This is a genomic window from Billgrantia pellis (assembly GCF_008297955.1).
Taxonomy (GTDB): domain Bacteria; phylum Pseudomonadota; class Gammaproteobacteria; order Pseudomonadales; family Halomonadaceae; genus Halomonas; species Halomonas pellis.
This window is the reverse complement of the sequence record NZ_VTPY01000002.1, coordinates 389,969-403,426: the sequence shown is the minus strand read 5'-3', so window position 1 is coordinate 403,426 and position 13,458 is coordinate 389,969. Positions and strand designations below refer to the sequence as shown.

The following is a 13,458-nucleotide window of genomic DNA, read 5'->3' as shown; positions in this document are numbered from 1 at the left end:
CAATTCCTCACGAGACAGAAGCGCGTTTATCGACGCCACTATTGCTTGTACTAGAAATAGTTGAGTCATCCCAAGCCGAGGAGGAAATGATACTGCTGACCTCGGCATGAGCTTCCTGCTCAAAAAAGAAACGTGACTCGCCAAATGCTGGCCGTAGTTGGTCTAGCCAAGTTGCATGCGGATCAAAGCGTGCGTAAAAAGGCCGGCGCACCCAATTAGGATTTCTCGCCTGTAAGAACTGCAGCGCGAATACTTTCTCACCGGCCAACTTTACGATTCCGTCTATCACCACCTTTCCAGGATGAGCGCTCATTGATGGTCCGCGAACTGTCCGCGCTAGGCCCGACACCTGCTGATAAGCCTGCTGAAAGACTTCATAAGCCTTGACCAGTGGCACCTCAAAGTAGCTTCGAGGCCCAGTGTCTCGCTCGACGAACATATAATAGGGAGTCGCTCCGAGCTTTACACCGGCAGTCCAGAGCTCTGCCCAACCTGCTGGGTCTTCATTAATATGGCGAATCAACGGTGCTTGCATTCGGACCGTTGCACCGGTAGCGATGATATTGCGAACAGCTTGTTGAGCTATCGCCGGGCGCAATTCGGCGGGATGGTTGTAATGCCCCATCACAGCAAGATTCTTTCCTGATGCAACGACTTTTTCAAACAGCCGCATGACATCATCTGCATCGGGATCGCTAACGAAGCGTTGTGGCCAGTACGCGACGGACTTTGTGCCGATGCGAATATTCTGTATATGAGAAAGATCAGCCGACAACAAAGGCTCAATGTAGCCAGCCAGAGAACGAGCATTCATTATCATCGGGTCGCCACCGGTAATAAGAACATCCGTCACCTCCTTGTGAACCTTCAAATAGTCAACAAGAGCCCGAGCATCTTTTGCGTCGAATTTAAGTTCGTTCATACCAACGAACTGCGGCCAGCGAAAGCAAAACGTGCAATATGCATGACAGGTCTGACCTGCACTTGGAAAGAAAAGCACGGTTTCCCGATATTTATGCTGTAGACCCTTGATAGGCTGTCCATAAAGATAGGGGACGTTGTGTGTAAGCTGCCCAGCAGGATGGGGATTCATATTCATTCGAATACGTTTTATGAGCTCCCCCTCGCTTCCTGCGGAACGCCCACTTTCAATATTGCAAAGTAATTCATACTCTTCAGTTCGCAGCATTTCGCGATGCGGAAACGTTAGGCGGAAAATGGGATCATCTGGAATGTTGCTCCAGTCAATAAGTTCATCTAAAACGTAAGCATTGACTCGAAAAGGTAGAACGCGTGAAACTGCAAGAACCGACTCTTGCTGTGACGGCGTTAATAGTTTCCATTGCGGTGCGCTTTTAATACTGTTGCGGGTGTAAGGCTTGAATCGGTAATCATGATTATCCATGTGAACCAATCTCCTTGCGCTGAACAGTAGGGCGTGCTGTTTGCCGGTCGTGCTGGTCTTAGGACTATCCGTCTATGTAAGTATAAGGGTCATCACGGTTGCTTGATGACTCCAGAAAGTCTGCAAGACGGTATCTACTGGATTAACTATACCGTCTCATCACCCTTAGACCATGGCTGTTTAAGTCTTATTCATTGCCCATTTGGCTATAATTCAAAAAATTGTTACACTACAAATAATTAGTGACTTCGACCCGGCCTTTTGCAGGTGTAATGCCCCTTGGTTTCTGCACACCTACGCAGCTAATGCCGGGTGTGCCCGGTGTGCCACACAGCCCAACAGCTGATGTGACTCTAGTGCTGTATCCAGCGGCTGATGACTGCTCGGGCCTAGCCCAACGACTCGAACCGATATTGCCAAATGCGCTCTTCCTTCAAGGACCGGAGACGTTATCGAGGTCGGTTTCGATGCTGGTGTTCGCTATGTTGAACGGCTTGAGCAGGACATGACTGCGATGCCAATCGGTCCACGACAACAACGTTTTGCAACGGCCGCATCAATCACTTTACTGGATAGGCTGGGCCAATCAGAACATCCGCGCGACCTGTTGGAATACCCTTGCTTGGCTGGGTGCTTTCTTAATTTGGCGGCGACTTCCTGGAGTTTGAGAAAGACGGGGAGTTGCTCGAAATATAACCATCCGGACCTTTGACCGTAAGTATCGGTCGTGGTGTTGAACTTGCTGTCGAGGCAGCGGTTGCTGGCAGCGTTATTCAACTTGTTGTGCAGTGGTTGCAGCCTTATCTAAATAGCGGGCAGCTCGATCCGGTACTGGAGCCATGGTGGCCTTCCTTCAACGGGCCTAATTTATGCTACACCGGCCGAAGATTGGTGCCTACACCTTTGCGAGCTTTCATCGACTTCATCAAAGATAGAGAGTAGAAATTTGTTTGGGGAACGACAAAGCCCCCAAGCCAGTCACCTGGCTCAGGGGCTTTTCGTTTCTATCACCTGATTACTTAGCCGCCAGCGCCACGCCGACCTTGGAGCGGTTCGGTCGGCCGATGGTCTGGGTGATCCAGGTACCGGTGTCGGCGAGCTTGTCGAGGTCGATGCCGGTGTCGATGCCCAGGCCGTTGAGCAGGTAGACGACGTCTTCACTGGCCACGTTGCCGGAGGCGCCCTTGGCGTAGGGGCAGCCGCCGAGGCCGGCGACGGAGCTGTCCACCACGCTGATGCCTTCTTCCAGCACGGCGTAGAGGTTGGCGATTGCTTGGCCGTAGGTGTCGTGGAAGTGGGCGGCGAGCTTGTCCATGGGAATGTCGCGGCTCACGGCTTCGATCATGCGCTTGGCGGCGAGCGGGGTACCGACGCCGATGGTGTCGCCCAGCGAGACTTCGTAGCAGCCCATCTCGTAGAGTGCTTTCGATACATCAGCGACCTTGACCGGGGCGATCTCGCCTTCGTAGGGGCAGCCGAGCACGCAGGAGACGTAGCCGCGCACTCGCACGTTTGCCTCTCTGGCTCGCTCCAGCACCGGGGCGAAGCGCTCCAGGGATTCGGCCACGGAGCAGTTGATGTTCTTCTGCGAGAAGGCCTCTGAAGCTGCGCCGAAGACCGCCACTTCCTCCACGCCGCACGCCAGTGCCGCTTCCAGCCCCTTGAGGTTAGGGGTAAGGGCGGCATAGGTGACGCCTTGGCGACGCGTGAGGCCGGTCATCACGTCGCGATGGTCGGCCATCTGCGGCACCCACTTGGGTGAGACGAAGCTGGCCGCTTCGATGTACTTGAGGCCGGCGGCAACCAGGCGGTCGATCAGTTCCAGCTTGGTGGCCGTGTCGATCGGGTTGGGTTCGTTCTGCAGCCCGTCGCGGGGGCCGACCTCGACCAGGCGCACGTGCTTGGGAAATGCCATTCGAATTTTCTCCTATCCTGTACACGGCACGCGACCGGTGGCCTTGCCCGCGGCTGATCCGGGGGCTGCCTTTCGCGAAGATCGCTGTGAACCCCTCCCTGGGCGCTCCATTTTTCATCCTGAAAAATGAGCTTCGCTCACGGCAGCTCCCGGCGCCGCTACTCTCGGCGCACTTGCCTTGACGCTCTCGTTTCCGCTCCAATCTTACTCGGTGGGAGCAAACTCGAGCAGTACATCGCCTTGTCCCACCGTATCGCCGGCGTTGAAGTGGAAGCTTTCCACGTGGCCGTCGGCGGGGGCGGTCATGGTGTGTTCCATCTTCATGGCTTCCATGACCATCAGCGGCATGCCTTTCTCCACCTTCTGACCGGCTTCCACCAGCAGTGCGACCACGGTGCCGTGCATCGGTGCGGTGAGGGTCGATTCGGTTTCGTGGTGGCCGTGGTCGATGGCGTCGATGCGGCGCCAGAACAGGCGGGTTTCGCCACGCGGATCGACCATGACGACGACGTTACCGTCGCGCCGGGCCTGCAGGCGGCGGCGATGGCCGTTAAGGGTGACGGCCACGGCGTCGCCCTCCAGGTGCTGCAGGCGGGCGGTGAGGGTTTCGCCGCCAATGGTCAGGTCCCACGGGTCCGCGCCGCTGGCCCGGGTGCCTTCCACGACCACCACGCTCGCTTCGTTCTGCACATGGGCCGGGTCGCAAAGCGAGATGCGGATGGTGTGCGGGGCGTTGAGGCGGAAGCCGTCGTGGCGGTCCCAAGGGGAGTCGCTCTCGCACTCGCGGGCAAGCTGGTTGAGGCCGATCAGGGCGGCGCCGGCGTACTCTTCGATGGTGTACTGCTTGGGGGCGAAGAGAGTGGCTTCGTTCTTCTCGATGAAGCGGGTGTCCAGCTCCGCATTGCGGAAGGCGGGGTGCGTGGCCAGCCGCTGCAGGAAGGCGCGGTTGGTGACCACGCCCTGCACGTCCAGCGCGGCCAGCGCCCGGTTGAGGGTGGAGAGCGCCTGGTCGCGGTCGTCGCCGTGGACGATCAGCTTGGCGAGCATGGGGTCGTAATGCATCGAGACCACATCGCCGGTGTCCACACCGCTGTCCAGGCGTACCCGTTCAGGATCGAGACCGGCACCCTTGAGGTCCATGGCGAAGCGCTCGAGCTTGCCGGTGGCGGGCAGGAAGTCCTGCTCCGGGTCTTCGGCGTAGAGGCGTGCCTCGAAGCTGTGGCCGGTAATGGTCAGCTCGTCCTGCTGGAGCGGAAGGGCTTCGCCCATGGCCACGCGCAGCTGCCACTCGACCAGGTCCTGGCCGGTGATCATCTCGGTAACGGGGTGTTCCACCTGCAGGCGGGTGTTCATCTCCATGAAGTAGAACGACCCATCTTTGTCTAATAAGAACTCGACGGTACCGGCGCCCACGTAGCCGATCTCCTTGGCGGCGCGTACGGCGGCTTCGCCCATCTCGCGGCGCAGCTCGGCGGTCATACCGGGGGCGGGGGCTTCTTCGAGCACCTTCTGGTGGCGGCGCTGCACCGAGCAGTCGCGTTCGAACAGGTAGACGCCGTTGCCGTGGCTGTCGCAGAACACCTGAACCTCGACGTGGCGCGGCTGGGTCAGGTACTTCTCGATCAGCATGCGGGTGTCGCCGAAGGCGGCCTGGGATTCGCGGCGACAGCCGTCCAGCGCAGCCTGGAAGTTCTCACCGCTCTCCACCACGCGCATGCCCTTGCCGCCGCCGCCGGCGCTGGCCTTGAGCAGCACCGGGTAGCCGATCTTGTCGGCTTCGCGGCGCAGCAGGGCGTCGTCCTGGTCGTCGCCGTGGTAGCCCGGCACCAGCGGCACGCCGGCGTTGGCCATGCGCGCCTTGGCGGCGGATTTGTCGCCCATGGCGGCGATCGCCGAGGCGGGCGGGCCGACGAAGGTGATGCCGGCGGCGTCCAGCGCCTCGACGAAGGCACCGTTCTCGGAGAGGAAGCCGTAGCCGGGGTGGATAGCGCCGGCGCCGGTGCGCTTGGCGGCTTCCACCACGGCTTCCACGTTGAGGTAGCTCTCGCGGGCGGCGGCCGGGCCCAGGCGCACGGCCTCGTCGGCTTCGCGCACGTGGCGCGCGTTGGCGTCGGCATCCGAGTACACGGCCACGGTGCGCAGGCCCATGGCGCGGGCGGTGCGCATCACGCGGCAGGCGATCTCGCCGCGGTTGGCCACCAGCAGGGTGTCGAAGGGCGTGGTGCGGGAATCGGTCTGGCTCATGAGCGGCGCTCCGAGGAATGCGTGTTGTCGTCGGCCCAGGCGGGGCGGCGCTTCTCGAAGAAGCTGGTCAGGCCTTCTTGACCTTCGGCGCTCACGCGCAGCTCACTGATCACGCGGCAGGTGTGCTCGCGGGTGGCCTTGCTGTCACCGTCGCGGGCCACTTCGGCCAGCAGCGCCTTGGTGGCGCGCTGGGCCTGGGGCGAGCCGACCAGCAGGGTCGCGATCATCGCCTCGACCGCCTCGTCGATGGCGTCGTGACCGACGATCTGATGGGCCAGGCCCAGCTCCAGCGCCTGGTCGGCGTCGATCACTTCGGCGGTCAGCGCGTAGCGGCGCATCTGGCGCGAGCCCAGGGCGCGCTGCACGTAGGGGCTGATTACCGCCGGCGAGAGGCCGATCTTGACCTCGGAGAGGCAGAACTTGGCTTTCTCGCTGGCAATCACGATGTCGCAGCAGGCGGCCAGCCCCACGGCGCCGCCGAAGGCGGCGCCCTGCACGCGGCACACGGTGGGGCAGGGCAGGGTGTCCAGGCCATGCATCAGCTTCGCGAGCTTGCGCGAGTCGGCCAGGTTGCCTTCGAAGTCGTACTCCACCATGCGCTTCATCCAGTTCAGATCGGCGCCGGCGGAGAAACTCTTGCCCTCGGAGCCCAGCACCACCACGCGCACCTCGCCGTGGCGGGCAGCGTCGTGAAGCTTGTCGAGATGCACGTTGAGTTCGGCGATCAGACTGTCGTCGAAGGCGTTGTGTACGTCGGGACGGTTCAGCGTCAGCCGGGCGACGCCGCGATCGTCGATGTTCAGGTTCGAATATGTCTGTGTCATGGCGACCTCACATCCGGAACACGCCGAACTTGGTCTCTTCGACCTCGGCATTCATGGCGGCGGCAAGCGACAGCCCCAGCACGTCGCGGGTCTGGGCCGGGTCGATCACGCCGTCGTCCCATAGCCGCGCACTGGCGTAATAGGGGTGCCCCTGGTGCTCGTACTGCTCGCGGGTGGGCTGCTTGAAGGCTTCTTCCTCTTCCTTGCTCCACTCGCGGCCTTCACGCTCGTACTGCTCGCGCTTGACCTGGGCCAGCACACCGGCGGCCTGTTCACCGCCCATCACCGAGATGCGCGCGTTGGGCCACATGAACAGCAGGTTGGGCTCATAGGCGCGGCCGCACATGCCGTAGTTGCCGGCGCCGAAGCTGCCGCCGATCAGCACGGTGAACTTGGGTACCTTGGCGCAGGCCACGGCGGTGACGAGCTTGGCGCCGTGCTTGGCAATGCCTTCGTGCTCGTACCTGGAGCCGACCATGAAGCCGGTGATGTTCTGCAGGAACACCAGCGGGATCTTGCGCTGGGCGCACAGTTCGATGAAGTGGGCGCCCTTCACTGCGGATTCGGAGAACAGCACGCCGTTGTTGGCGACAATGCCCACCGGGTAGCCGTGGATGTGGGCGAAGCCGGTGACCAGGGTGTCGCCGTAGTAGCGCTTGAACTCGTCGAAGTCGGAGTCGTCGACGATGCGGCCGATCACTTCGCGCACGTCGAACGGTTTCTTGAGGTCGGTGCCGACGATGCCGTAAATCTCGCTGGGATCGAGCTTGGGCGGCTTCGGCTCCTGCCTCTTGAGCTGGCCGCGCTTCTGCCAGTTCAGCCGCGACACGCAGGCGCGGGCGAGTTGCAGGGCGTGGGCGTCGTTCTCGGCGTAGTGATCGGCCACGCCGCTCACCTTGGCATGTACGTCGGCGCCGCCCAGGTCCTCGGCGCTGATGCTCTCGCCGGTAGCCGCCTTCACCAGCGGCGGGCCGCCGAGGAAGATGGTGCCCTGCTGCTTGACGATGATCGACTCGTCGGCCATGGCCGGCACGTAGGCGCCGCCGGCGGTGCACGAACCCATGACCACGGCGATCTGCGGGATGCCTTCGGCGGAGAGGGTGGCCTGATTGTAGAAGATGCGCCCGAAGTGGTCGCGGTCGGGGAACACTTCGTCCTGGCGGGGTAGGAAGGCACCGCCGGAGTCGACCAGGTAGAGGCACGGCAGGCGGTGCTTGCGGGCGATCTCCTGGGCGCGGATGTGCTTCTTCACCGTGAGCGGGTAATAGGTGCCGCCCTTGACGGTGGCGTCGTTGGCGACGATCACGCATTCCACGCCACTCACACGGCCGATGCCGGTGACCACGCCGGCGGCGGGCACGGCGCTCTCGTAGACCTCATGCGCGGCCAACGCCGAGAATTCGAGGAAGGGCGAGCCTTCGTCGATCAGGTGGTCGATGCGGTCGCGCACGAACAGCTTGCCGCGCGATTCGTGCCGGGCACGGGCCTTCTCGCCGCCGCCCTGGCTGATCGCCGCGGTCAGCTCGCGCAGCTTCATCACCTCGTGGCGCATGGCCTTCTCGTTGGCCTGGAAGCCGTTGCTGCGCGGATTGATTTGGGTTGTCAGGATGGACATGTTTCGGTTCCTGAACTGGCTCGCGTGACTCGGCACGCGATTTGCTGGGAATTTGGCAAGAGGGAAGAGATAAGAAGGAAGAGATAAGAAAACCTCTTCGCTCGGCAACGCCTGGTGGCTCCGACTTCTTTTCTTCCCTCTTTCCTCTTCGCTCTTCCGTCTTCGGTTATGCCGATTCAGTAAAAATTTCGCGGCCGATAAGCATCCGGCGGATCTCGCTGGTGCCGGCGCCGATCTCGTACAGCTTGGCGTCGCGCAGCAGGCGCCCGGTGGGGTACTCGTTGATGTAGCCGTTGCCGCCGAGCAGCTGGATGGCGTCCAGGGCCACCTGGGTGGCCTTCTCGGCGCAGTAGAGAATCACACCGGCGGCGTCCTTGCGAGAGGTCTGGCCGCGGTCGCAGGCGGCGGCCACGGTGTAGAGGTAGGCGCGGCAGGCGTTGAGCGTGGTGTACATGTCGGCGATCTTGCCCTGCACCAGCTGGAACTCGCCGATGGACTGGTCGAACTGCTTGCGCTCGTGGATGTAGGGCACTACCACGTCCATGGCGGCCTGCATGATGCCGATGGGGCCGGCGGCGAGCACGGTGCGCTCGTAGTCCAGGCCGCTCATCAGCACGCGTACGCCCTTGCCTTCCTGACCCAACACGTTCTCGGCGGGCACTTCGCAGTCCTGGAACACCAGCTCGCAGGTGTTGGAGCCGCGCATACCCAGCTTGTCGAGCTTTTGGGCGGTGGAGAAGCCGGGCATCCCTTTCTCGATGATGAAGGCCGTGATGCCCTTGGAGCCGGCGTCCGGATCGGTCTTGGCGTAGACCACCAGCACGTCGGCATCGGGGCCGTTGGTGATCCACATCTTGTTGCCGTTGAGAAGGTACGTGTCACCGTCCCGGCGCGCGCGCAGTTTCATCGAGACTACGTCGGAGCCCGCGCCCGGCTCGGACATCGCCAGTGCGCCGACATGTTCGCCGCTGATCAGCTTGGGCAGGTACTTGGCCTTCTGTTCGGCACTGGCGTTGATCTTGAGCTGGTTCACGCACAGGTTGGAGTGGGCACCGTAGGAAAGGCCCACCGAAGCGCTGGCCCGCGAGATCTCTTCCATGGCGATGCAGTGCGCCAGGTAGCCCATGCCGCTGCCGCCGTCCTCGTCCGGCACGGTGATGCCGAGCAGGCCCATGTCGCCGAACTTGCGCCACAGGTCGTTGGGAAATTCGTTCTTCTCATCGATCTCGGCGGCGCGTGGGGCGATCTCGTCGCGGGCGAAGGCGTTCACGTGGTCGCGCAGCATGTTGAGTTCGTCATCGAGGCCGAAGTCGAGGGGCTTGTAGGACGTGAACATGGCGGCGGAACTCCCTAGTGTCAGTGATAGACCAGCTGTCTATGATGCGGACCGCGCAGGCGCAGCTCGCAGCGCAATAGATGAATGGTACTAGACTAGGCGAGGTTGACGTTAACGTAAAGTGCAGCTTTGGAGCGTTCTACGAATGTCGAAGAGGGGCGCGCCTAAAGGTTGGATCGTCCTTATCAACATAGCCGGTGAGACGGTGGGCGAAAGAGCCGCAGAGATAGGCGTTGCCAGTCATAAGCCAAAGGCTGAGATGCAGCGAGCCATGGCGGATGCCGAAGGCTCGCTGCGCCTTGCTCGAGCTAGCCGGCCGCCCACTGAATGGCCTGGTGATAGAGCGGGATGCCGACGATCACGTTCAACGGGAAGGTGAAGCCGAGGGAGGCGAGCATGGCCAACCCGATGTTGGCCTCGGGAATGGCGGTACGCATGGCCGCCGGTGCGGCGATGTAGGAGGCGCTGGCGGTAAGGGCCGTGAGGATCAGTACCGAGCCGGCCGGCAGGCCCAGCGCCAGTCCCACTATCATCCCCACCAGGGACAGCGCTGGCGGCGCCACCAGGGCGAAGGTCAGCAGTCGCCAGAGCCGCCAGGGAACGGGGCGCAGGGTGTCCGCCGCGGTCAGACCCATTTCGAGCAGGAAAAGGGCCAGCACCGCATGGAAGGCGCCGGTCAGCAGATCGGTGACGTTGGCACCTTCCGCCGGGCCGTACATGGCGCCGATCAGTACCCCCCCGGCCAGCAGGATCACGCCGCGGTTGGTCAGCGTCTCGTGCCACAGCCCTTGCATGGCTTCACCGGCTTCGCTGCCACGGTAGCGGCGATACAGAGCAATGGCGACCATGATCGCCGGCAGTTCCATCATCACCAGGTAGAGCGTGACCTCGGCGCCGATGACCAGGCCGCGCCCCTCGGCGAAGGCGAGCGCCACGGCGAAGGTGCCGGCGCTGACCGAGCCGTAGTGGGCAGCGAGGCTGGCGCTGTCTGCCGGCGAGAGATGCACGCATCGCCGCAGGATCGGCATCAGCGCCAAGGGAATCAGCGCACCGAGCGCCGCCACGGCGAGCAACTCCGGCACGATCGACCAGCCGAGGTTGCCGTAAAGCGCCATACCGCCCTTGAGGCCGATAGTCAGCATCAGCAACAAGCTCAGGGTGTCGTAGGCGGCCTTGGGAATGGTCAGGTCGGACTTCACTAATCCGGCGAGCAGACCGAGCAGAAAAAACATCACCACGATATCGGGCATGGATAACTTTCTCGCAATGCGGTGGCAGGGGTGTCGCGGATTGTGCAGAGGGGGTACTATTGATTCCAATAAATTGTTTGTGGGTGTTGTATAGATGATTCACTATAGATTGCCGCACGGGGTACCGAAGTGAACGTTCGGCATCTGACGTTCCGGCTCCTTCAGGTGTTCACCGCGGTAGTGCGCACGGGCTCGGTCAGCGAGGCGGCGCGTCAGCTCCACCTGACTCAGCCGACGGTGTCGCAGCAGCTCAGGCGTTTGACCGAGGCGGTGGGCGAGCCGCTGCTGCATAGTGGCCATGGGCGGCTGACGACCACCGAGGCGGGGCGGGAGCTCTATCGCGCCAGCCGCGAGGTACTAAGCCGCTTCGAGGATTTTGAGGACTATCTCGCCGCCTTGCGCGGTGGCGAGCGGGGACGCTTCAGCATTGCCCTGGTCAATACCGCCCAATACGTGCTGCCGCGGCTGCTGGGCCCTTTTAGCCAGGCCTTCCCGGAAATCGACGTGACCCTGCACATTGGCAACCGCCGCCAGATGCTCACGCGTTTCGAACGCCAGGACGACGACCTCTATGTGTTCAGCCATCCGCCCTCACTGGCGCATGCCCTGGCTGGTCGTTTCCTGCGCAATCCGTTGGTAGTGGTGGCACCGCATACCCATCGCTTCGCCGAACGGAATCAGGTGGCCATGAGCGAACTGCTGGAGGAACGCTTCCTGCTGCGCGAGCCCGGCTCGGCGACGCGCATGTTGTTCGAGAGCTGGTTGCAGGAGCACGGCCTGTCGCTGGGGCCAACCCTGCAGATGGCGAGTAACGAAGCCATTCGCGTGGGCGTGGCGGCCGGCATGGGGCTGGCCGTGCTCTCCGAGCACGTGCTGCCGCCCGAGCATCCCGATCTGGTGATCCTGCCGGTGCGCGACCTTCCCATCGAGAGCCACTGGCAGTTCATCGTGCGTCGCGACCGCCGCCTGCCCCATGCCGCGCTGGGCTTTCTGCGCTTCGCCTCGGGGCATCTCGACGAGTGCGTCGAGCCACACTTCGTGGCCAATGAGCTGGAGGGACTGCTGGCGCGGCTGGCAATTTAGACAATGGTCGAAGGCAGGGAGCATGCAAGGTTGGTGACAGGTTGACCCTCTAGAGTTGGTGCTGCCGGGGCGAGCCCCGAACTAAGGAAACACTGATTTATTGCTGTGCTCGATATCCTGGCCGCCGGCGGTGCTCAAAATCCTCATTGAGCAGTCAGTCAACTCCGGTTTCTGCGCTCCGGCGGCGACCAGCCTCTCATCGCTCGCGACATAAATCAGCGGTTCCCTAAACCAACAATGAAGGATATTTCACGCCATGTTTGAACGAATTGCACAGACCGGTCGGAAGGCGCTTATGACCGGTACCCTCGCGGCCCTGCTGGCTTCGCTGACGATGACGGCCCCCGTCGCGGCCGACGAGTTCCCGGATCGGCCCGTCGATCTGGTGGTGGGCTTCGGAACCGGCGGCAGTGCGGATCGCATGACGCGTGCCATGTCCAACTTCCTGGCCGAGGAGTTCGAGGCTCCCGTACGTGTGACCAACCGCCCGGGAGCGGGTACCCAGGTTTCCTCCAACTACATCCTGTCGCGGCCGGACGATGGCTACACGCTTTATGCCTCTACCTTCGCGCCGTACCTGACCAATACCATCCTGACGGGCGGAGCGTCCTACGGCATCGACGACTTCTCCTTTATCAACTTCCAGTGGTTCGATCTCGACCTGATCGCCGCCAACAAGGACAGCGGCTTCGAGGATCTGCCTTCGCTACTGGAGGAGATCCGCGACAACCCCGGCCAGGTGCGTGCCTCTGTGGTCCAGGGTTCGGCGGGCCATCTCATGGTGCGGCTGCTGCTCGAAGAGGCGGGCATCCCCCAGGAGAACCTCAATCTAGTGACCTACAACAGCGGCGGTGAGGCTCGTTCCGCAGTGGCTGGCGGTCAGGTGCACTTCATCTCCATCAGTGCTCAGGGCAGCGAGGGCATCCGCGAGTTCCTGACGCCATTGGCCATCGTCAATGACGAGCGAATCGACCAGTGGGATGTACCCACCATCAACGAGGCCCTCAAGCCGATGGGTTTCGAGGTGCCGGTGCTGCAGGGCTCGATGCGCGGCTTTGCCGTCAGCAGCGAAATGGAGCGACAGTACCCGGAGCGATTCCAAGTTCTCTCCGAGGCAATCCAGAACACCCTGGCGCGCAAGGATGTCCAGGATCATCTCGCCTCCAACGACATCGGTGGTGTCTGGGTCGGACCCGAGCGCTCCAATGAGATGATGCGCACCAACTTCGAGGTCTTCGAGAAGTACGCCCACCTGCTGAATTGAATCCTGCCGAATGAATGATGCGGCCTCGGGCAGATGCCTCGGGCCGCCTGGAGTCGTCTCATGACCACCAACAAACGCGACTATGGGGACCTGCTGGTTCTCATGGCTCTGGCCGGCTTTACCCTGTGGTACCTGATGGATGCCATTCGGGTGTCGTCGGCCGTGCAGAACCTGCTGTTGATTCTGCCACTCTCCTTCGTGGTTCTGGCCATCGTGCTGCTGGAGGTGGTGCTGCGCCTGAAGGACGGCACCTTGTTCCAGCGCCAGGGGGAGGAGGGGGAGCCACTTTTCCGCACGTTGCCCGTGGTGGGGCTCTTCGCCGCTTACGTGATCTCGCTCGCGACGCTGGGGTTCGATGTGGCCACGGTGGTGTTCGTCGCGCTGTTCCTGCTGCTCAAGGGGGAGCGTAACTGGCTGCTGCTGGGAGGCTATAGCCTGGTCTTCGGTTTCGGCGTGGCGTTCTTCTTCGCCGAGATGCTGCCCTATCCCATGCACATGCTGGTGCTGCCTGACTGAGGAGCG

At 62.2% G+C, this 13,458-nt stretch carries 10 protein-coding genes; 3 read left to right on the top strand and 7 right to left on the bottom strand.

Annotated features, from left to right (window positions below; all coding sequences use genetic code 11):
• Nucleotides 1-7 precede the first annotated feature (7 nt).
• The 7 genes from F0A17_RS05405 to F0A17_RS05375 all read right to left on the bottom strand — a co-directional run bounded on the left by F0A17_RS05405 (nt 8) and on the right by F0A17_RS05375 (nt 10,589).
• On the bottom strand, nt 8-1,405 hold the full coding sequence (locus tag F0A17_RS05405; RefSeq protein WP_223111502.1) for a KamA family radical SAM protein: 1,398 nt from the start codon (nt 1,403-1,405) through the stop codon (nt 8-10).
• Between the two features lie 1,015 nt (nt 1,406-2,420).
• A complete protein-coding gene (locus F0A17_RS05400) occupies nt 2,421-3,320 on the bottom strand; it encodes a hydroxymethylglutaryl-CoA lyase (protein WP_149327325.1) in 900 nt (299 codons plus the stop codon).
• Nucleotides 3,321-3,524: 204 nt separating this feature from the next.
• Complete coding sequence (locus tag F0A17_RS05395) at nt 3,525-5,564, bottom strand: acetyl/propionyl/methylcrotonyl-CoA carboxylase subunit alpha (RefSeq protein WP_149327324.1); 2,040 nt, start codon at nt 5,562-5,564, stop codon at nt 3,525-3,527.
• Nucleotides 5,561-6,388 (bottom strand): enoyl-CoA hydratase-related protein, encoded by an 828-nt coding sequence (locus tag F0A17_RS05390; protein WP_149327323.1) that lies wholly within the window; start codon nt 6,386-6,388, stop codon nt 5,561-5,563. Before F0A17_RS05390 ends, F0A17_RS05395 begins: the two co-directional genes overlap by 4 nt.
• Before the next feature lie 7 nt (nt 6,389-6,395).
• Entirely contained in the window at nt 6,396-8,003 is a 1,608-nt protein-coding gene (locus F0A17_RS05385; RefSeq protein WP_149327322.1) for a carboxyl transferase domain-containing protein, read from the bottom strand.
• A 166-nt stretch (nt 8,004-8,169) separates the two neighbouring features.
• A complete protein-coding gene (locus F0A17_RS05380) occupies nt 8,170-9,339 on the bottom strand; it encodes an isovaleryl-CoA dehydrogenase (protein WP_149327321.1) in 1,170 nt (389 codons plus the stop codon).
• A 308-nt stretch (nt 9,340-9,647) separates the two neighbouring features.
• Nucleotides 9,648-10,589: a sodium-dependent bicarbonate transport family permease gene (locus F0A17_RS05375; RefSeq protein ID WP_149327320.1), complete on the bottom strand. Its 942-nt coding sequence runs from the start codon at nt 10,587-10,589 to the stop codon at nt 9,648-9,650.
• Nucleotides 10,590-10,718: 129 nt separating this feature from the next.
• Between F0A17_RS05375 and F0A17_RS05370 the strand changes: the two genes are divergently transcribed.
• The 3 genes from F0A17_RS05370 (at nt 10,719) to F0A17_RS05360 (ending at nt 13,452) form a co-directional block, all read left to right on the top strand.
• On the top strand, nt 10,719-11,672 hold the full coding sequence (locus tag F0A17_RS05370) for a LysR family transcriptional regulator (RefSeq protein ID WP_149327319.1): 954 nt from the start codon (nt 10,719-10,721) through the stop codon (nt 11,670-11,672).
• Nucleotides 11,673-11,967: 295 nt separating this feature from the next.
• Nucleotides 11,968-12,936: a Bug family tripartite tricarboxylate transporter substrate binding protein gene (locus tag F0A17_RS05365; protein WP_228716817.1), complete on the top strand. Its 969-nt coding sequence runs from the start codon at nt 11,968-11,970 to the stop codon at nt 12,934-12,936.
• A gap of 60 nt (nt 12,937-12,996) precedes the next feature.
• Nucleotides 12,997-13,452 carry a tripartite tricarboxylate transporter TctB family protein gene (locus tag F0A17_RS05360; RefSeq protein ID WP_149327317.1) on the top strand — a complete coding sequence of 152 codons (456 nt, stop codon included), beginning with the start codon at nt 12,997-12,999 and terminating at the stop codon, nt 13,450-13,452.
• Nucleotides 13,453-13,458: the final 6 nt, after the last annotated feature.